A 19028-nucleotide genomic window follows, 5' to 3' on the forward strand; every position below is an offset into this window, starting at 1 on the left:
GAATAACTACAGATGACGTGTGCGGTGGCCAAAAATGGCAACCTCTTAGAGAGTGCCTTTGAGCAGGACTTTATGCAGATAATCGTGAGGAGCTGACGTGTTCGCCTGGTGGGGTCGAACGGTGTACCGATTCCGATACATAGTGATCGGTGTCATGGTCGCACTGTGCCTTGGTGGCGCCGTATACGGGTCCAGCCTTGGCGAGCATGTCACACAAAGTGGCTTCTACAACGAAGGCAGCGAGTCCGTCGCCGCGTCGGTCCTCGGTGATGAGGTGTACGGCCGCGACCGGACCAGCCTGGTCGTGGCGATCCTGACCCCGCCCGACAACAAGAAGATCACCGATCCGGCGTGGCAGAAGAAGGTCAGCGCCGAGCTGGACACCTTCGTGAGCGACCACAAGGACAAGGTCGTGGCCTGGGTCGGCTGGCTCAAGGCGCCCAGCGACGGCCTGAAGAAGATGACGACGCAGGACCTGCGGCACACCTTCATCACCGTCCCGCTCAAGGGCGACAACGACGACGCGATCCTGAAGAACTACCAGGCCGTCGCCCCCGACCTGTACAAGGTCAACGGCGGCAACATCAAACTGGCCGGCCTGGAACCGCTGGCCAGCGAGCTGACCGGCACCATCGGCACCGACCAGAAGCGCGCCGAGCTCGCCATCGTGCCGCTCGTCGCGGTCGTGCTGTTCTTCGTGTTCGGCGGAGCGGTCGCCGCCGCACTCCCCGCGATCATCGGCGGCCTGACCATCGGTGGCGCACTCGGCATCCTGCGGTTCACCGCCGAATTCGGTCCGGTGCACTTCTTCGCCCAGCCCGTCGTGACCATGATGGGCTTCGGTATCGCCATCGACTACGGCCTGTTCATCGTGAGCCGGTTCCGAGAAGAACTGGCCGAGGGCTACGACGTCGAGGCCGCGGTTCGAAGATCCGTCATGACCTCGGGCCGCACCGTCGCGTTCTCCGCGGTGATCATCGTCGCGTCGTCCCTGCCGCTGCTGCTGATCCCGCTGGGCTTCTTGCGGTCCATCACCTACGCCATCATCGCGTCGGTGCTGCTGGCCGCCTTCCTGTCGAATACGGTGCTGCCCGCCGTCCTCGGCATCCTGGGTACCAACGTCGACGCGCTCGGTGTCCGCACCCTGCTGAAGGTGCCGTTCCTGGCCAACTGGCCGTTCTCGCGCAAGATCATCGACTGGTTCGCCGAGAAGACACAGAAGACCAAGACCCGCGAAGAGGTCGAGAAGGGCTTCTGGGGCAAGTTGGTCAACGTCGTCATGAAGCGGCCGCTGGCCTTTGCCGTGCCGATCACCATCGGGATGATCCTGCTGGTGATCCCGCTGGGTCAGCTGGCCCTGGCCGGCATGAGCGAGAAGTACCTGCCGCCGGACAACTCGGTTCGCGTGGCGCAGGAAGAGTTCGACAAGATCTTCCCCGGCTTCCGCACCAACGCCCTGACCCTGGTGATCAAGAGCGACAACGGCCAGCCCGTCACCGACCAGCAGATCGCTCAGGTGCGGGCCAACGCCGCCACCATCAGCGGGTTCGTGATGCCGGACGACAACGACAAGTCGAAGATGTGGGCCGAGCGGACCTACCAGGAGGGTGGCACCAAGACCCCGTCGGTCCGGGTGCTGTCCAACGGTCTGGTCAACAGTGGTGACGCGTCCGAGAAGATCAACGAACTGCGCGCCCTGCAGGAACCGCACGGCGTCAAGGTCATGGTCGGCGGCACCCCGGCGCTGGAGCAGGACAGCATCAGCACGCTGTACGAGAAGCTCCCGCTGATGGGCGTGATCCTGGTCATCACCACGACCATCCTGATGTTCCTGGCGTTCGGTTCGCTGGTGCTGCCCATCAAGGCCGCGCTGATGAGCGCGCTCACCCTTGGCTCGACCATGGGCATCCTGACCTGGATGTTCGTCGAGAACGGGCACGGGTCCGGACTGATGAACTACACCGCGCAGCCGCTGATGGCCCCGATGATCGGCCTGATCATCGCGGTGATCTGGGGTCTGTCGACCGACTACGAGGTCTTCCTGGTGTCCCGCATGGTGGAGGCCCGCGAACGCGGCATGTCCACCGCCGAGGCCATCCGGATCGGTACCGCGACCACCGGACGCCTGATCACCGGCGCGGCGCTGGTGCTGGCCGTCGTCGTCGGCGCGTTCGCGTTCTCAGACCTGGTGATGATGAAGTACCTGGCGTTCGGTCTGCTGATGGCGCTGCTGCTCGACGCCACCGTCATCCGGATGTTCCTGGTGCCGGCCGTCATGAAGCTCCTGGGCGACGACTGCTGGTGGGCGCCGCTGTGGATGAAGCGCATCCAGCAGAAGCTCGGCCTCGGCGAGACCGAGCTGCCCGACGAGCGCAAGCGTCCCGCGGTCCGCGACCCCGAGGAGCCGCGTGCCCTCGTCGGTTCCGGTGCGCCCGCGCGCGCCCCGCACGATCCGACCCATCCGGCCGCCGGCCAGCGCGCCGTCCCGACCCGGATCAACCCCGGTCAGCCGCAGCCGCCGAGCCAGGCCCCGACCAACCGGATGCCGTCGGCCCCGCAGGCGCCGGCTCCGGCCCCGCAGGCGCCACCCGCACCGCCGGCGCCGCCGGTCCAGGCACCCGAGTCCGAGCCCGCGACCACGCGGTTCAGCGCCGCCAAGGCGTTCCGCAACGTGGTGTCGAACGTGACCCGCGCCGTCACCCCGCAGAACGACCCGGCGACCACCGCGATGGGTCAGACCTCTGATCCCGCCACCACCGCGTTGCGCGCGCCAGGTGCTGCTCGGCCCGCCGACCCGAGCCCGGGCCAGGGCGCCAGCGGCAACCGGGAGATCGAATCGTGGCTCGGCCAGCTGCGGGGCAACCTCAGCGCCTCCGGGCCGCAGATCCAGACCCCGTCAGACGCACCGGGTGATCAGGGCAACGAGCCGACCACCGCGTTCCGCGCGCAGCCGGCCGAGACGCCCGATGCCACCGAGAAGATCGACACCGCGGAAACCCAGCGCCGCGGTAGCGGCGGCGGCGTCAGCGCCCAGGATCTGCTGCGCCGGGAGGGCCGTCTGTAGCTGGCGAGTCGGGCGTCACCGCGGCTGCGGCGACCGACCCGGCCTTCGCCAGCAGGTCTGCTTCCACGGCCGCCGGATCGTCGGCGATCAGCACGCGGATGGCGCTGTTGAGGAAAGCGACGATCGGCACCGCGATCAGCGCGCCGATGATGCCGGCGGTGACACTGCCGCCGGCGATCGCGAGGACGACGGCGAGCGGGTGCACCGATACCGCGCGGCCCATGACGATGGGCTGCAGCACGTGGGCCTCCAGCTGCTGCACCGCGATGATCAGGCCGAGGGCGATCAGCGCGTAGATCCAGCCCTTCGCGATCAACGCCACCACCACGGCCACGAAACCGGTCACCACCGCACCGACGAGCGGGACGAACGCACCCAGGAACACCAGCGAGGCCAGTGGCAGCGCCAGCGGAATCCCCATGATCGCCAGCCCGGTGCCGATACCGACGGCGTCGACGAGCGCCACCACGAACGTCGCGCGGACGTAGCCGATCAGTGAGCCGAAGCCGGCCCGGCCGGCGTCGCGCACCCGGTCCCGCACCGTGGCCGGGAAGATCTTGGTGACGAATGCGTAGATGTCGCGGCCGCCGTGCAGCAGGAAGATCAGGGTGAACAGGACCAGCAGCATGCCGGTGATGATCTCGGTCAGGGCGCCGGCGGTGGAGAAGACGCCGCTGGTCAGCTTGGCCTGATTGTTCTTCAGCGCATCGATGGCGGTCTGGCCGACGCTGTTGATCTGATCGGCGCTCAGATGCAGGACCGGGCCTTCGGTCAGCCATTTGCGGGCGCCGTCGATGCTCCTGGTGACCTGTTCCACCAGCGCCGGCGCGCCCTCGATGAACTGGGAGACGACGAACGTCAGGATGCCGCCCATCACCACGATGGAGCTCAACAGCATCGCCGCGACCGCCGCACCGCGCGGCAGACCCCACCGCGTCAGCAGGTCGACGGCCGGCAGCAGGAACGCCGCGGCCAGCGTGGCCAGCAGCACCGGCACGACGATGACCTCGAGCTTGATGACCAGCCACAGCAGGGCGAGCACCGCGCCGAAGATCGCCAGCAACCGCCATGACCAGGCCGCGGCCTTACGTACTACCGGATCGACCGCTTCGTCGGCGTGTGACATGGGCGCCAGCGTAGCGCCGCGGGATGCCGCCCGGCGAGAAGCCGGAGGCGGATCGCGTATGAGCCCGCGGGGTCGTTGCGCGTTGCGTGCCGCACACGGCGCGCCGACGGCGACACGCCGGATACGCTAAGCGGATGTCGAACGAGGCTACGCAGGGACCGGTGACGGCTCGCCGTCGCGGCCTGCTGACGGCTCGTGACGGCCGCGCGCACCCGGGCCGGACGCGCGGTAAGTACTGGTGGCTGCGCTGGGTCCTCATCGGCATCGCCGTCGCCGTGCTGACCATCGAGATCGTCATGGTGTGGGAACAGCTCGCCAAGGCGTGGCGCAGCCTGCTGTCGGCGACGTGGTGGTGGGTCGCCGCGGCGGCCATCGCGGCCCTCGCCTCCATGCACAGCTTCGCGCAGATTCAGCGCACCCTGCTCCGATCGGCCGGCGTCCAGGTCAAACAGTGGCGGTCCGAGGCCGCGTTCTACGCCGGCAACGCGCTGTCCACCACGCTGCCCGGCGGCCCCGTGCTCTCGGCGACTTTCGTCTACCGCCAGCAGCGGCTGTGGGGCGCCTCGCCGCTGGTGGCGTCGTGGCAGCTGGTGATGTCCGGGGCCCTGCAGGTGGTCGGGCTGGCGCTGTTGGGCCTGGGCGGCGCGTTCATGCTCGGCGCCAGCAAGAACCCGCTGTCGCTGATCTTCACCATCGGTGGCTTCGTGGCGCTGCTGCTGCTGGCCCAGACCGTCGCCGCCAACCCGCAGCAGATCGACGGCATCGGGGTGCGGCTGCTGTCGTGGGTCAACTCGCTGCGCGGCAAGCCCGCCGAAACCGGGCTCGAGGGCTGGCGCCGAACGCTGCGCCAGCTCGAGTCGGTGAGCCTGAGTCGCCGGACCCTGACCGTGGCGTTCAGCTGGTCACTGTTCAACTGGGTCGCCGACGTCGCGTGCCTGGCCTGCGCGGCCTATGCCACCGGCGGGCACCCGTCGCTGGCCGGGCTGACGGTCGCGTACGCCGCGGCCCGCGCGGTCGGGGCCATTCCGCTGATGCCCGGCGGGCTGCTGGTGGTCGAGGCGGTGCTGGTGCCCGGCCTGGTGTCGAGTGGCATGACGTTGGCGGCGGCCATCTCGACCATGCTGATCTATCGGCTGGTCAGCTGGATCTTCATCTCGGCCATCGGCTGGGTGGTGTTCTTCTTCCTGTTCCGCACCGAGAAGGACTTCGATCCCGACGCCCCGGATTCGTCACATGACCAGGGGTAGCCGGCTGGCGGCGGTGGTGCTGCTCGCCGCCGCACTCACTTCCTGTACCGCAGTACCAAAAACTGGACAATCTTCCACTCCCCCAGCCACTTCCGCGGATGCCGCCGCGCCGATCGTCACCCCCGTACTGGCCGACGTCGTCGCCGCACCCGTCCCGGTTCCCACCACGGACGGCCGCGTGCAACTGGCCTACGAGCTGCTGCTCACCAACACCTCACCCGAACCCGTGACGGTCGACTCGATCGCGGTCATGGGCCCGGCCGGGCCACTGCTGCAACTGTCCGGGGCCGGCCTCGCCTACTGGACCCGGACCATGGGTACCCGGATCAGCACCAACGACCTGGGCCCCGGCCAGCGGTCCATCGTGTGGCTGGACGTCAGCCTGAACTCCGGAAGCGCTGTCCCCCAGCAGCTTTCGCACCGCGTGGCGGTCAAGGTCCCCAAGCCCATACCGCCGCTCGTGCCGCCGGTGGTGACCGAGACCGTCGCACCGGTGACGGTGTCCGACCGCAAGCCCGTTGTCATCGAACCGCCGCTGCGTGGCTCCGGCTGGGTCGACGCCAACAGCTGCTGTGACATGACGCCGCACCGGATGGCACTCAACCCGATCGACGGAAAGCTCTGGGGCGCAGAGCGATTCGCCATCGACTACGAGCAGCTACTGGCCGACGGGCAGCTGTTCAGCGGGGACCGCGCGAAGATCGACAGCTATGCCTACTTCGGGTCCGACGTGCACGCGGTGGCCGACGGCCCGGTGGTGGCGGTCCTCGACGGGCTGCCCGAGCAGGTTCCCGGCGTCGACCCGACCGGTCTGACGCTGGCGCAGTACGGCGGCAACCACGTCGTCCAGGACATCGGGAACGGCAACTTCGCGTTCTATGCGCACCTGAAGACCGGCACCGTCAAGGTCAAGCCGGGTGACCAACTGAGTACCGGACAGGTGCTGGGCAACGTCGGCAACACCGGCAATTCCACTGCGCCGCACCTGCATTTCCATGTGATGAGCACAGCTGACCCGCTGCGCGCGGACGGCCTGCCGTTCGTCTTCCGGTCGTTCAAGCTCACCGGCCGACTGGCCAACCTGGCCGCGGCCGACGCGCTCGACACCGGTGGCCCGGCCCGGATGCAACCAGGCTTCACCGCGCGCGACGAAGACAATGTCAGCCCACTGAACCTGGACGTGATGACGTATGACAACTGAGCAGGACACCGGAACCCGCAGCGCCACACAGGCTTTCCTCGCCGACGTGGTGCTGGTGGTGATCTTCTGCGCCATCGGGCGACGCAGTCACGCCGAAGGCATCACCCTCGCGGGCGTCGCGCACACCAGCTGGCCGTTCCTGACGGGCACCGCCGCGGGCTGGGCGCTGGCGCAGGGCTGGCGCCGCCCGACGGCGCTGATCCCCACCGGCTTGGCGGTGTGGATCAGCACCGTCGTGATCGGCATGCTGCTGCGCAAGGCTTCGGCGCAGGGCGTCGCGGTCAGCTTCGTGATCGTCGCGTCGACCGTCACCGCCGTGTTCCTGCTCGGCTGGCGCGGCGCCGCCGCGCTCATCCGGCGCCGGGGCTAGCGGGCGGCGCAGCGGTCGCGGATGTCCTTGAGCGGCTGCCGGATGCCCTGCAGCTCGGCCTTGATCTGCGGGTTGGCGGCCAGGTACTGCTTGACCTTGGCGTGCGACTGATCCTTCGACAGGCCGCGCAGGCTGGTGAAGAAGTCGTTCACATCCGGATGGGTGAACAGATAGGCGGAGGTCGACGCGTCGACGCCCGACCGGACGCCGGCCAGGTCCGCCGCGGTGCAGTTGGGCGGCAGATCGTCGGCGAACGCCGACGGGACGGCACCGAACAGCATGCTGCCGGCGATCGCACCGGCGCCGATGAAGCCGGCAACAACGCGTCGCTTGGCCAGAGCGGTGAGCATCATGTGGTCAAACCCCTTCGTCGAGAGCTCCGGTATCCGAACCCCGACGGGGCTACCGGCCCCTCAAAGATAAGCAGAAGAGCGCAGGACCGCCCGTCGTTGCCTACCGCGCGGCGGGTTGCGCCGCCGACACGGCCTGGGCCGCGGGAATGGAACCCGTCGCCGTCGTCACGCCGGGCAGGGTGGGCACGAACGGCGCGGTGCCGGGTGCGCTCGGTGCCACCGGGTTCGTGGGCATCGCGGGCATCGCCGGCAGGGTGGCCGGGAGGCCGCCGCCCTGCGCGGTCTGCATCAGCCCCATCAGCTGCGGCAGCGTCACCGGCAGCTTGCACTGCGAGGACAGCGTGACCAGCGGCGCCTGGAGGTTCTGCAGCGCGGCGCCCTCCTGCGGGTTGGCGTCGAAGTAGGTCTTCAGCGCCACCAACGACTGCGGGCCGGCCTGCTGCTGCGAGATGGCGGTCAGGGTCTGGTTGGCGGACGGATGCGCGTCCAGATAGGTGCCCATCGAGGTGGCCACCATGCCGATGGTCTTGGCGACCTGGCTGGCAGCGCACGGATCCTGGCCGGCACCGGCCGACGGAGCGCCGAACGACGTCACCATCACACCGCCGAGTGCAGTTACAGCGAACGCCCCGGCGAGTCCGCGGCGAACCGTCACGCTGGTCATCCTCATGGCAAATCTCCTCACGGTTTACGGGCCCTTGTCGGCCGTGTAAACACTCGGCAAACACTGATTTCCCGGGGCGGCGCCTGTTGGTGCCCGCAACCTCATCCGGGATTCGGCTCCCGCCATCTTGCCATCGCGGCGCGGCCCGCGGCCAATCCATACAGCAAACATCCAGGTCATCGGCCGGTTACCTCCGGTGCAAACACCCCGCGAGCGGTGGTGCCCACGGTTGCTGCCCGGGGGCCGGGAGACCGTCCGGTTGCAGTTGGATCAAGGTTTTCCAGCAGGCGGCAACGGCGCTCGCGGGCCGGTCACCCTACCTCATACTGGGGTAAGGTCGGCGGCACGCAACGCCGATCAAAACACTCCGGTGGCAACCGGGACGACCGCAGGAAGAGGGTTCGCCATCCAGCAGTTGATGATGCGGCTGAGCGGTCTGCTTCGGCGCTGGCGCTGGGCGGTTTTCGCCACCTGGCTGCTGCTCATGGTGCCGTCCCTGTATCTCGCGGCGACCCAGTCCAGCAACCTCAGCGGCGGCGGGTTCGAAGTCGCCGGCTCTCAGTCCCTGCACGTCCAGCGCGAGCTCGAGGACCACTTCCCCGACGAAGGCGCCTCGCCGCTGGCGCTGGTCGCGGCCCCGACCTCAGGCGCGTCGCAAGAAGACATGACGGCCGCCGTCGACGAGCTGAAACGCATCGCCGCGGGCATCTCGAGCGTCGAGGTCGTGCCCGATCCCACGCAGCCCGAGCCACAGGCCGGCAAGCCCTACGTCGTGACGCTGCGCCTCGACTTCAACAACAGCGGCGCCGTCGACATCGCGAAGAAGCTACGCAAAGAGGTCGGCGTCGCGGGCGGCAAGCCCGGCCAGACCGCCGCCGGCAAAGTACGGCTGTACGTCATCGGACAGGGCGCACTCGGTGCGGCCGCCAGCGAGACCACCAAGCACGACGTCGCCGAAGCCGAGAAGTGGAACCTGCCGATCGTGCTGATCGTGCTGCTGGCGGTGTTCGGCTCGCTGGCCGCCGCGGCCATGCCGATGCTGCTCGGTGCCTGCACGGTGATCGTGACGATGGGCGTGGTCTATCTGCTGTCCATCTGGGTCACCATGAGCGTTTTCGTGACGACGACGCTGTCGATGTTCGGCATCGCGCTGGCCGTGGACTATTCGCTGTTCATCCTGATGCGCTTCCGCGAGGAGCTGCGGGCCGGGCGCGATCCGGAACAGGCCGTCGACGCGTCGATGGCGACGTCGGGCCTGGCGGTGCTGCTGTCCGGCCTGACGGTCATCGCGTCGATCACCGGCATCTACCTGATCGGCACCCCGGTGCTGTCGTCCATGGCCACCGGCGCCATCCTCGCCGTCGCCGTCGCGGTGCTGACGTCGACCACGCTGATCCCGGCGGTGCTCGCCACGTTCGGCAAGCGCGTGGCCAAACGCTCGTCGTGGCTGCAGGTCACGCGCCGCCCCGACGTCACACAATCGAAGTTCTGGACCCAGTGGACCGAACGCACCATGCGCCGCCCGTGGCTGTCGGCGCTGCTGGCCGCCGCCTTCCTCATCGCCCTGGCGGCACCGTCGTTCGGTATGACGCTGGGCAACAGCATGCTGCGCCAGTTCGAACCCAGCCACGAGATCCGGACGGGCGTCGCCGCGGCGGCGGACGCGCTGGGCCCGGGTGCGCTCGGACCCATCCGGGTGCTGGCGACGTTCCCCGAGGCGACGGCGTCCGACCCGCAGAGCACCGCGACGCTCGACGCCCTGCACCAGAGCATGACGCAGGCACCGGACGTGGCCCAGGTGTCGCCACCGGTGTTCAGCAACGACAACCGCAGTGCGCTGTTCACGGTCGTGCTGTCGGTCGATCCCGAAGATCTGGTCGCGCGGGACTCCATCACGTGGCTGCGTCAACACCTGCCGGGCGTCGCCGGCCCGAACGTCACGATCGCGGTGGGCGGTCCGACGGCGCTGATCATGGACTTCGACCATCGCGTCGCGAACACCGAGATCCTGGTGTTCGTCTTCGTCTCGCTGATCGCGTTCGTGATGCTGCTGATCTCGATCCGGTCGATCGTGCTGGCGATCAAGGGCGTCCTGATGACGGTGCTGTCGGTCGCCGCGGCCTACGGCAGCTTGGTGATCGTCTTCGAATGGGGCTGGTTCCAGGCCCTGGGCTTCAAGCCTCTGGAGTCGCTGGACAGCACCATCCCGCCGCTGGTCCTGGCCATGACGTTCGGCCTGTCCATGGACTACGAGATCTTCCTGCTGACGCGTATCCGCGAGCGCTTCCTGCAGACCGGCAACACCCGCGACGCCGTCGCGTACGGCGTCAGCACCAGCGCCCGGACCATCACCAGCGCGGCGCTGATCATGATCGCCGTCTTCATCGGGTTCGCGTTCGCCGGCATGCCGCTGGTCGCCCAGATGGGCGTGGCCTGCGCCGTGGCCATCGCGGTCGACGCGACGGTGGTGCGGTTGGTCCTGGTGCCGGCGCTGATGGCGATGTTCGACCAGTGGAACTGGTGGCTGCCCGCGTGGCTGGATCGGCTGCTGCCGTCGGTCGACTTCGAGAAGCCGCTGCCCGCCACCGACACCGGCAGCCTGGTCATCATCCCCGACGACATCTCCGCGCTGGGCCCCTCCGGTGCCGAGCTGCGCAGCGTCGTCAAGTCCGCGGCCAAGCTGCAAAGCCTTGCCGCGCAGACGGTTACGGTCTCCGACCCGCTGGCGTTCAGCGGCTGCAGCGGCGGCGAGCCCGGCGAGCCGCAGTACGTCCCGCGGGCCGTGCCGCGCCGGATCGCCGCGGCACCCGCCCGCAAGGACGGGTCGCGCACCGGGCTGGCGCTGCTGCGGCGCCGCTCGCACGGCACGTCGCGTGTCAAGGAAAACCCCGAGGTGCACCCCGTCACCATGTGGGGCGGACGGCTGTCGGTCGCGCTCGACGCGTTGTCGCTCAGCGACACCGACGGGCCCGCCACCGAGCGGCGCAGCCCCGTGGAGACGACGACCGTATTGCTGCCCACCGGCGACCGGCTGGAGATCCCGACGGGCGCCGAGACGCTGCGCCTCAAGGGCTACCTGATCATGTCCCGCAACAGCGTCCAGGACTACGCCGACTTCGTCGATCTGGTGTCGTGCATGGACATCCGGACCGCAGCCGCGGTTCTCGCGGGAATTGACGGGTACTACTGTGGAGAACGGTCGAAGAACCAGTGGGTGGCAACCCAGTTGGTCCGCAGGTTGGCCGACCCGCATCCGTTCGACGACCACGAAACGGCAGATTGGCCCGACATCAAACAGCGGTGTCTGGCAGTGGCGGTGGCCATGTTGGAGGAGGCGAGGTGACGTTGACATCCGAAGTGAGGGACACCCCTTCCGGTGCCGACGAACCCGGTGAACCCGCCTCCGCCGGCACCAACGGCGCGCCCACTGTCGCGTTCCCGGCTCAGCCCCCCGGCGAGAAGCCCGTCGAGTTCTGGTCGACGTCAGCCATCCGGACCGCGCTGGAGAACGACGACCTGGCGGTGTGGCAGCGCATCGTCGCCGCCATCAAGCGGGACCCGTTCGGCCGCACGGCCCGTCAGGTCGAAGAGATTCTGGCGACCACCAACCCGTACGGCGTCTCCAAGGCGTTGTCCGAGGTGCTGGCCCGCGCCCGCACCCAGCTCGAGGCCAACGAATGCGCCGAGGTGGCGCGCCAGATCCGGCTGCTGATGGAGCGCTCGGGCCTCAGCGAGACCGAGTTCGCGTCCCGCATCGGGGTTGGCGCACAAGAACTTTCGACGTACGTCGCCGGCACCACCAGCCCGTCGGCCGCACTGCTGGTGCGCATGCGGCGGCTCTCGGACCGGTTCGCCCGGATGCGTTCGGCCCGCTCCTAGCGCGACGCGATCGGGGTCACGTCCATGACCAGCCAGCGTCCGTCCTGCTTCGTCAGCGTGACCCGCAGCCCCAGCACCGTCGCCTGAGCAGGCTTGTTGGGGATGTTCTGGGTGGCCCGCATGACGACGGCGACACTGGCGAAATTCGGGCCGATGGTCTCGATGCCGGCCGAGACGGTGCTGGCCTGACCGGCCACCCCACGGCTGGTCAGATCCTTGGCGACCGCATTGAACTCGTTGCGGTAGGCCTCCGCGCGCTGCGGCGCCATCAACGATGTGGCGCGGTCGATCGACACATTCGGCGCGCCGGGGGTGAAGGTCGCCGACGCCTCCGCGACGCTGCTGGCGATGCCGACCACCGTGGACATGTCGTTGTCGGTGGTGCGGTCGGGCACCGTCCACTTGGTGTAGCCGACGATCGCGGCCGCGGCGACGGCGGCGGCCGTCAACCCGGCGACCAGCAGCCGCAACTTGGGTGCGTCGTCGTCGGTGCCCATGGTGACGCCGTCACGGCGGAACAGCACGAAGTTGACCACCGAGGCCTGCAGCACCAGCAGCCCGACGATGGTGCCCACCACGACCCACCACAGCGGACGCTCCAGCGCCAGCCCGATGTAGATGAGGCTCGCCAGCACCGCGAGCGGCGCCAGGACGTCGAAGGCCACTACCCGGAAGGCGTTCCTCATCGCAGCGACTCCAATCGCGAAATCAGCATCTTGCCGCCGACGTCGGAGACCCCGAGACGCAGCCGCCAGCGCACCGTGGTCGGCTTGGCACCGGCGTTCTGGCTGACGGACGTCGCGATCACCAGCACCGTCGTCGTATTCGACGAGATGGCCGCCAGCTCCGGCTGCACCGCCGGCTTGCCCTGCTCACTGGGCGGCGCGTGATGCAGTGTCTCGAGCGCGACCGATTCGATCTGCCCGCTGGTCTGGCTCTGCAGCTTCTCGACCAGCTTGGTGAACGGCTCGACCGTGGCGTCGAAATCGGCGTTGAGCTGGCCAACCGTGCCCTCGTGCAGCTTCGGCACGTTGATGGCGACGTTGTCCTTGGTCATGTTGATGAGCAGGTTGGACCACTCGGCGGCGGCTTTCATGGCCTGCGCCTCGTGCGCGCGCTCCGCGTCGTTGGCGCGGTGGCCCAGCCAGACCCAGGTCGCCACCACCACCGCGACAGCTGCGACGACGCCCAGCACCGCCGAGGCGATGCCGTAGGGGCTGAAGATGCGGTCGGCCGTGGCTGCCGTGGCCGCGCTGGCCGGTGCGGTGTCTTCCGCGGTGTCTTTCGCGGCGGAATCTTCGCTGCGCTCGTCAGGCATGGGCGTGAGGCTACCCGCAGCACCCTCCGGCACTGCAGCGGCGATGGCAGGATGGCGTGGTGACTCTCGAAGCTACCTCTCCCCGATCCGGTATCGACCTGAGCTACCTCGACGCCGACGCCCGTCCCCAGGACGACCTGTTCGGTCACGTCAACGGCCGCTGGCTCACCGACTACGACATCCCGGCCGACCGGGCCACCGACGGCGCCTTCCGGCTGCTGGCGGACCGCGCCGAGGAGCAGGTGCGCGACATCATCACGACGGCCTCGGGTGCCGCGGGCACGGACGCCCAGCGCATCGGCGACCTGTACGCCAGCTTCATGGGCACCGAGCGCGTAGCTGCCGTGGGCCTGGCGCCGCTGCGGGCCGATCTGACTCTCATCGCCGACGCTGCCACCCCTGAAGCGTTGTCCGCCGTGCTCGGCGCCCTGCAGCGCACCGGTGTCGGTGGTGGCGCCGGCGCCTACGTCGACACCGATTCCAAGGATTCGACGCGCTATCTGCTGCACTTCACCCAGTCCGGTCTGGGGCTGCCCGACGAGTCCTACTACCGCGAGCCGGTGCACGCGGCGGTGCTGGCGGCCTACCCGCAGCACATCGCCCGCATGCTCGAGCTGGTCTTCGGCGGCGATCAGGCCGAGACGGCCGCGCGGATCGTCGCGCTCGAGACCAAACTGGCTGCCGCGCACTGGGATGTGGTCAAGCGCCGCGACGCGGACCTGAGCTACAACCTGCGCCGCTTCGCCGACCTGGCCGACGAGGCACCCGGTTTCGACTGGGCCGGCTGGCTGACGGCGGTGGGGTCATCCACCGACGTGGTGGCGGAAGTCGTTGTGCGGCAACCCGATTTCCTCGTCGCGTTCGCGGCCCTGTGGGCTTCCGAGCCGCTCGAGGACTGGAAGGCCTGGCTGAGCTGGCGCCTGATCAGCGGCCGCGCCCCGATCCTGACCGACGACCTGGTGGCGGAGAACTTCGCGTTCTACGGCCGCACGCTGTCCGGCACCGAGGAGATCCGGGACCGCTGGAAGCGCGGCGTCGGCCTGGTCGAGGGCCTGATGGGCGACGCCGTCGGAAAGCTGTACGTGGAACGGCATTTCCCGCCCGCACACAAGGCGCGGATGGACGAGCTCGTGGCCAACCTGCGCGAGGCCTACCGCGTCAGCATCACCAACCTCGAGTGGATGACGCCGGAGACCCGGCAGCGCGCGCTGGCCAAGCTGGACAAGTTCACCCCCAAGATCGGCTACCCGGCACGCTGGCGGGACTACTCGGCGCTGGTGATCGACGCGGGCGACCTGTACGGCAACTACCTGCGTGGGCAGGCCGTCGAGCACGACCGGGAGCTGGCCAAGCTGGGCAGCGAGGTGGACCGCGACGAATGGTTCATGACGCCGCAGACGGTGAACGCCTACTACAACCCGGGGATGAACGAGATCGTGTTCCCCGCGGCCATTCTGCAGCCGCCGTTCTTCGACGCCGAGGCCGACGACGCCGCCAACTACGGCGGCATCGGTGCGGTGATCGGGCATGAGATCGGGCACGGTTTCGACGACCAGGGCGCCAAGTACGACGGCGACGGCAACCTGGTCGACTGGTGGACCGACGCCGACCGTGCCGAATTCGGTTTGCGTACAAAGGCTCTCATCGAACAGTACGAGGCCTTCACACCGCGGGCGCTCGATTCGAGCCACCACGTGAACGGTGCGTTCACCGTCGGCGAGAACATCGGCGACCTGGGCGGGCTGTCCATCGCACTGCTGGCCTACGAGTTGTCACTCGGCGGCGAGGAAGCCCCGGTGATCGACGGACTGACCGGCATCCAGCGCGTGTACTTCGGCTGGGCGCAGGTGTGGCGCACCAAATCCCGTGACGCCGAAGCCATTCGGCGCCTGGCAGTCGACCCGCACTCGCCGCCGGAATTCCGGTGCAACGGCGTCATCCGCAACATCGACTCGTTCTACGAGGCGTTCGACGTCAACACATCTGACGAGCTGTACCTGGAACCCGCCGAGCGCGTGCGGATCTGGAACTAGCCGTCGAAAGCGAAACCCCCTATTTCCGTGGGAAATAGGGGGTTTCGCGTTGTTCGCGGGTCAGCGCGTGCCGGAACCCGAGCCGGTCGACGGAGCCGCGGCGGGGGTCTGCATGCCCCACTGCCAGTCGCCCGCGCCGTCCGAGTAGTTGTAGAGCCCGACCGAGTTCTTCACGACGATCGGGTCACCGCTGCCGAACTGGTCGTAGAACCACTTGGCATTCTCGGGCGACAGGTTGATGCAGCCGTGGCTGACGTTGCGCTTGCCCTGGTCGGACACCGACCACGGGGCACTGTGCACGAACGCGCCGCTGTTGTCGATGCGGACCGCCCACTGCACCTTGAGCTTGTAGCCCTGCGGCGAGTCGACGGGGACGCCGTAGGTGGACGAGTCCATCACGATGTCCGGGAACTTCTCCAGCACGTAATACGTGCCGTTCTTGGTCTCGTTACCGGACTTGCCCATGGACATCGGGAACGTCTTCTCGACCTTCCCGTTGCGGCTGATGGTCATCTGGTGCGTGGCGTTGTCGGCGGTGGCGACCAGTGAATCACCGGTGCGGAAGCTGGACTTGGTGCCTGCGGCGTCGATGTTGACGACGGTGTTGGCCGGCCAGAAGTCGATGGGCCGCCAGCGCAGTTGCGTGTCGGTCACCCAATAGAACATGCCGGGCACCGGCGGGTTCGACGAGATGTGCACGGCGTCCTGCGCCATCTGCTTGTTGGCGATGGGCCGCGGAAAGTTGATGTAGATCGGCTTGGCCACGCCGACCATGGACCCGTTGACCGGGTTGAAGCTGGGCGGGTTGAACGGCGGCTGGCCGACGAACGGCGTCGGGTTCTGTCCGGCCGGGGTGCCTGACGGGATCGGTTGTGGCTCGCCGGGGATCGGGGCGCCCGGGATGACCGGGGCCGGCGCCGGGGCCGGCTCAGCAGCCGGCGGGATCGGCGGCGGCAGGGGTGCCTCAGTGGGAAGTCCCGGGTCGATGGGCGCTGCCGCCACATCTGGGTCCGGCACATCCGGGTCGGCCCACGCCGACGGGGTTGCGACGGTCATCCCGGCGACCAGTCCGGCCGCCACGACCACGGTCAACAGCTTGCTCTTGTTCCACTGCGGCATCCGCCACCTCCAGTTCACAACGTCCCCAGTCTGTCATAGCGCGTTGACCGGCCCCTGCCGCGAAGGGCCGTCCCACCCCGTTTTCGGCCCCGTCGAAGGCCGCTGAACTGCACTGTTGATCGCCTCAGATATGTCGGGCGTTACTCCCCCGGCAGCGCTGGAGCGCACAATCGACCATGTGATTGTTGCCTTCAGCGTCAGCCCGATGGGTGGAGACGAGTCCGTCGGTGTCGGCGCGGCCGTCGCCGCTGCCGTGCGGGTGGTGCGAGAGTCGGGCCTGCCCAACGAGACCAACGCGATGTTCACCAACATCGAGGGTGAGTGGGACGAGGTGATGGCCGTGGTCAAACGCGCCGTCGAAGCGGTGGCGGCGGTGTCCCCACGCGTCAGTCTGGTCCTCAAGGCCGACATCCGGCCCGGCTACACCGGCCAGCTCACCGCGAAGGTCCAGCGGATCGAACAGGAGCTCGGCACCTAACACGATCGATACACGCCCGTACTGCCGGCGCCATCATGCTGCTGACAATGGTCAAGCATGGGTTCAGATGCGCGCGGCGGGTTGGGTACCGGTCCGACGATAGGCCCGTCGGTCGCCGAGATCCTCGATTCGCACGCCGCCGGCACGGGCTCCCCGGTCAAGACCGCGGCCCGCGTCGCCGATGCCATCGCCGCCCGCGGGGACGACGGCACCTGGCTGTCCGTCGTGCCGCGCGAGGAGTTGTTGGCGGCCGCGGCCGAGATCGAGAACCGGCCCGGCGCCCGCACCCTGCCGCTGTACGGCGTGCCGTTCGGGGTGAAGGACAGCATCGACGTCGCCGGGGTGCCCACCACGCTGTCCTGCCCCGACTACGCCTACGTCGCCGAGCGGACCGCACCGGCGGTGCAACGCCTGCTCGACGCGGGCGCCCTCTACGTCGGCAAGACCAACCTCGACCAATTCGCCACGGGCCTCAACGGCACCCGTACGCCCTACACTGTCCCGCGCAGTGTCTTCGGTGGCGGCCTCATCTCGGGCGGGTCCAGTTCGGGCTCCGCGCTGGCGGTGGCGCTGGGCCAGGTGCCGTTCGCGGTGGCCACCGACACCGCCGGGTCCGGTCGGGTCCCCGCGGCCCTCAACGGCGTGGTGGGTTTCAAACCGTCCCGTGGACTGATCAGCACGGTCGGACTGGTACCAGCGTGCAAGTCTCTGGATTGCCTCAGCGTGATGGCGGGCTGCATCGACGACGTGGACCGGGTTTTCGACGTGATGGCCGCCCGCGACGACGCCGACGCCTGGTCGCGCGACCGGGGACCGCGCCACGACGGCGCGCCGATCCGGGTCGGACTGCCGCCGGCCGCCGAGCTGGAGTTCTTCGGCGATGACGCCATGCGTGCGGCGCATCTGAGTTTCCGTGACCATCTCGAGCGCCAGGCCGTCATCGTCGAGGTGTCCCTGACGCCGTTCCTGGCCGCCGGCGCCTTGCTGTACCAGGGCCCGTGGGTGGCCGAGCGACTCGTCGAGTTCGGTGATTTCCTTGCCGCGCAACCTGATTCGATCCATCCTGTGGTGCGCGACATCTTCCGCAGCGGCCTGAACTACACCGCGGTCGACGCGTTCGCCGCCCTGCAGAAACTGCAGGAGCTCAAAGCCGAGGTGGGCCGCCTCTGGCAGACCATGGACCTCCTCGTGGTGCCGACCATCGGGACCACCTTCACCGTCGAACAGGTGCAGGCGAATCCGATCAACTGCAACACGATGCTGGGCCACTACACGCACTTCGGCAATCTGCTCGATCTGCTGGGTGTCGCTGTCCCGCTCGGCGTGACCACTGATGGACGTCCGTACAGCGCCATGCTGCTGGGCAACGCCCTGTCGGACGACACCGCGCTGACCTTGGCCGCCCGAATCCTCGATGAGCCCCGCGCGACAACCGAAGTCGCCGCAGCGACGGTCAAGGAGCCCGCATGACGTCTGTCGAGGTCCCGGCCGAGCCGACACCGTTCACGCTCACAGCGGGTCAGACCGCGCTGATCGTCATCGACATGCAACGCGATTTCCTGCTGCCCGGCGGATTCGGCGAAAGCCTCGGGAACGACGTCGACCAGCTGCTCAAGGTGGTGCCACCACTGGCGGCGCTGATCGCCGCGGCCCGCGCGGCCGGGATCACGGTCATCCACACCCGTGAGGGCCACGAACCCGACCTGTCGGACTGCCCGCCCGCCAAGCTCAATCGCGGTGCGCCGTCGAAGCGGATCGGGGACCCCGGCAAGTACGGGCGCATCCTGATCCGCGGCGAATACGGTCACGACATCGTCGACGAGCTGGCCCCCATCGACGGGGAATTGGTGATCGACAAGCCGGGCAAGGGCGCGTTCTACGCCACCGGGCTCCAGGATGCGCTGACCGCTGCGGGCATCACCCAGCTGCTCGTCACCGGCGTCACCACCGAGGTGTGCGTGCACACCACCACACGCGAAGCCAACGACCGCGGCTACGAGTGCCTGGTCGTATCCGATTGCGTCGGTTCATATTTCCCGGAGTTCCAGCGCGTGGGCCTGGAGATGATCGCCGCGCAGGGCGGCATCTTCGGCTGGGTCGCAGACACCGCGGCAGTCATTCCCGCGCTGCAACAACTCGCCGCCCCGTCACCGTCCGCGGTTTAGAGAGGACCAGC

General features: G+C 68.5%; 16 protein-coding genes. 10 read left to right on the forward strand and 6 right to left on the reverse strand.

All coding sequences use genetic code 11. The features are described from left to right. Nucleotides 1–97 precede the first annotated feature (97 nt). Nucleotides 98–3064 (forward strand): trehalose monomycolate exporter MmpL3, encoded by a 2967-nt coding sequence (gene mmpL3, locus EB75_RS06410; protein ID WP_073694625.1) that lies wholly within the window; start codon nucleotides 98–100, stop codon nucleotides 3062–3064. Here mmpL3 and EB75_RS06415 read toward each other — a convergent pair. Further along, the gene (locus EB75_RS06415; RefSeq protein ID WP_073694626.1) at nucleotides 3024–4190 is read right to left on the reverse strand and encodes an AI-2E family transporter; all 1167 of its coding nucleotides are present in this window, start codon (nucleotides 4188–4190) and stop codon (nucleotides 3024–3026) included. The genes mmpL3 and EB75_RS06415 overlap by 41 nt on opposite strands. 134 nt (nucleotides 4191–4324) lie before the next feature. On the opposite strand from EB75_RS06415, the gene EB75_RS06420 reads away from it, so the two are divergent. Genes EB75_RS06420 through EB75_RS06430 form a run of 3 tightly spaced genes read left to right on the forward strand, consistent with a single transcriptional unit; the run spans nucleotide 4325 to nucleotide 7008 of the window. Then, a complete protein-coding gene (locus EB75_RS06420; RefSeq protein ID WP_073694627.1) occupies nucleotides 4325–5437 on the forward strand; it encodes a lysylphosphatidylglycerol synthase transmembrane domain-containing protein in 1113 nt (370 codons plus the stop codon). Then, complete coding sequence (locus EB75_RS06425) at nucleotides 5424–6638, forward strand: M23 family metallopeptidase (RefSeq protein ID WP_073694628.1); 1215 nt, start codon at nucleotides 5424–5426, stop codon at nucleotides 6636–6638. Before EB75_RS06420 ends, EB75_RS06425 begins: the two co-directional genes overlap by 14 nt. After that, nucleotides 6628–7008 (forward strand): DUF3054 domain-containing protein, encoded by a 381-nt coding sequence (locus EB75_RS06430; protein ID WP_073694629.1) that lies wholly within the window; start codon nucleotides 6628–6630, stop codon nucleotides 7006–7008. The genes EB75_RS06425 and EB75_RS06430 overlap by 11 nt, the downstream gene beginning before the upstream one ends. On the opposite strand, the gene EB75_RS06435 is transcribed toward EB75_RS06430, so the two are convergent. After that, nucleotides 7005–7361 carry a heme-binding protein gene (locus EB75_RS06435; protein WP_073694630.1) on the reverse strand — a complete coding sequence of 119 codons (357 nt, stop codon included), beginning with the start codon at nucleotides 7359–7361 and terminating at the stop codon, nucleotides 7005–7007. The two genes, EB75_RS06430 and EB75_RS06435, sit on opposite strands and share 4 nt — an antisense overlap. A 100-nt stretch (nucleotides 7362–7461) precedes the next feature. Then, nucleotides 7462–8031 (reverse strand): hemophore, encoded by a 570-nt coding sequence (locus tag EB75_RS06440; protein WP_073694631.1) that lies wholly within the window; start codon nucleotides 8029–8031, stop codon nucleotides 7462–7464. A 412-nt stretch (nucleotides 8032–8443) separates the two neighbouring features. Between EB75_RS06440 and EB75_RS06445 the strand changes: the two genes are divergently transcribed. Next, on the forward strand, nucleotides 8444–11368 hold the full coding sequence (locus EB75_RS06445) for an MMPL family transporter (RefSeq protein ID WP_073694632.1): 2925 nt from the start codon (nucleotides 8444–8446) through the stop codon (nucleotides 11366–11368). Next, entirely contained in the window at nucleotides 11365–11904 is a 540-nt protein-coding gene (locus tag EB75_RS06450) for a helix-turn-helix domain-containing protein (RefSeq protein ID WP_073694633.1), read from the forward strand. The genes EB75_RS06445 and EB75_RS06450 overlap by 4 nt, the downstream gene beginning before the upstream one ends. Here EB75_RS06450 and EB75_RS06455 read toward each other — a convergent pair. Beyond that, nucleotides 11901–12590: a hypothetical protein gene (locus tag EB75_RS06455; RefSeq protein ID WP_073694634.1), complete on the reverse strand. Its 690-nt coding sequence runs from the start codon at nucleotides 12588–12590 to the stop codon at nucleotides 11901–11903. The genes EB75_RS06450 and EB75_RS06455 overlap by 4 nt on opposite strands. Continuing rightward, nucleotides 12587–13222, reverse strand: a complete 636-nt coding sequence (locus EB75_RS06460; protein WP_073694635.1) for a hypothetical protein — start codon at nucleotides 13220–13222, stop codon at nucleotides 12587–12589. The genes EB75_RS06455 and EB75_RS06460 overlap by 4 nt, the downstream gene beginning before the upstream one ends. 59 nt (nucleotides 13223–13281) lie before the next feature. Between EB75_RS06460 and EB75_RS06465 the strand changes: the two genes are divergently transcribed. Continuing rightward, a complete protein-coding gene (locus EB75_RS06465; RefSeq protein WP_073694661.1) occupies nucleotides 13282–15255 on the forward strand; it encodes a M13 family metallopeptidase in 1974 nt (657 codons plus the stop codon). Nucleotides 15256–15315: 60 nt separating this feature from the next. On the opposite strand, the gene EB75_RS06470 is transcribed toward EB75_RS06465, so the two are convergent. Beyond that, on the reverse strand, nucleotides 15316–16374 hold the full coding sequence (locus EB75_RS06470; RefSeq protein ID WP_073694636.1) for a L,D-transpeptidase: 1059 nt from the start codon (nucleotides 16372–16374) through the stop codon (nucleotides 15316–15318). A 178-nt stretch (nucleotides 16375–16552) separates the two neighbouring features. Here EB75_RS06470 and EB75_RS06475 point away from each other — a divergent pair, with 178 nt between their 5' ends. Genes EB75_RS06475 through EB75_RS06485 form a run of 3 tightly spaced genes read left to right on the forward strand, consistent with a single transcriptional unit; the run spans nucleotide 16553 to nucleotide 19017 of the window. Then, nucleotides 16553–16852: an MTH1187 family thiamine-binding protein gene (locus tag EB75_RS06475; RefSeq protein WP_073694637.1), complete on the forward strand. Its 300-nt coding sequence runs from the start codon at nucleotides 16553–16555 to the stop codon at nucleotides 16850–16852. Nucleotides 16853–16909: 57 nt separating this feature from the next. Beyond that, nucleotides 16910–18322, forward strand: a complete 1413-nt coding sequence (locus EB75_RS06480; protein ID WP_073694638.1) for an allophanate hydrolase — start codon at nucleotides 16910–16912, stop codon at nucleotides 18320–18322. Then, complete coding sequence (locus EB75_RS06485) at nucleotides 18319–19017, forward strand: cysteine hydrolase family protein (RefSeq protein ID WP_073694639.1); 699 nt, start codon at nucleotides 18319–18321, stop codon at nucleotides 19015–19017. The genes EB75_RS06480 and EB75_RS06485 overlap by 4 nt, the downstream gene beginning before the upstream one ends. The last annotated feature ends 11 nt before the right edge of the window (nucleotides 19018–19028 follow it).

Origin of the sequence: Mycobacterium sp. ST-F2 (assembly GCF_001905655.1) — a bacterium.
Taxonomy (GTDB): domain Bacteria; phylum Actinomycetota; class Actinomycetes; order Mycobacteriales; family Mycobacteriaceae; genus Mycobacterium.

What these genes read in the sequence shown, in the direction of transcription:
- EB75_RS06480 (WP_073694638.1), top strand. Translation starts at nt 16,910, where the DNA reads ATGGGTTCAGATGCGCGCGGCGGGTTGGGTACCGGTCCGACGATAGGC.
- EB75_RS06435 (WP_073694630.1), bottom strand. Translation starts at nt 7,361, where the DNA reads ATGATGCTCACCGCTCTGGCCAAGCGACGCGTTGTTGCCGGCTTCATC.
- EB75_RS06425 (WP_073694628.1), top strand. Translation starts at nt 5,424, where the DNA reads ATGACCAGGGGTAGCCGGCTGGCGGCGGTGGTGCTGCTCGCCGCCGCA.
- EB75_RS06415 (WP_073694626.1), bottom strand. Translation starts at nt 4,190, where the DNA reads ATGTCACACGCCGACGAAGCGGTCGATCCGGTAGTACGTAAGGCCGCG.
- EB75_RS06485 (WP_073694639.1), top strand. Translation starts at nt 18,319, where the DNA reads ATGACGTCTGTCGAGGTCCCGGCCGAGCCGACACCGTTCACGCTCACA.
- EB75_RS06470 (WP_073694636.1), bottom strand. Translation starts at nt 16,374, where the DNA reads ATGCCGCAGTGGAACAAGAGCAAGCTGTTGACCGTGGTCGTGGCGGCC.
- EB75_RS06455 (WP_073694634.1), bottom strand. Translation starts at nt 12,590, where the DNA reads ATGAGGAACGCCTTCCGGGTAGTGGCCTTCGACGTCCTGGCGCCGCTC.
- EB75_RS06430 (WP_073694629.1), top strand. Translation starts at nt 6,628, where the DNA reads ATGACAACTGAGCAGGACACCGGAACCCGCAGCGCCACACAGGCTTTC.
- EB75_RS06420 (WP_073694627.1), top strand. Translation starts at nt 4,325, where the DNA reads ATGTCGAACGAGGCTACGCAGGGACCGGTGACGGCTCGCCGTCGCGGC.
- EB75_RS06460 (WP_073694635.1), bottom strand. Translation starts at nt 13,222, where the DNA reads ATGCCTGACGAGCGCAGCGAAGATTCCGCCGCGAAAGACACCGCGGAA.
- EB75_RS06440 (WP_073694631.1), bottom strand. Translation starts at nt 8,031, where the DNA reads ATGAGGATGACCAGCGTGACGGTTCGCCGCGGACTCGCCGGGGCGTTC.
- EB75_RS06445 (WP_073694632.1), top strand. Translation starts at nt 8,444, where the DNA reads ATGATGCGGCTGAGCGGTCTGCTTCGGCGCTGGCGCTGGGCGGTTTTC.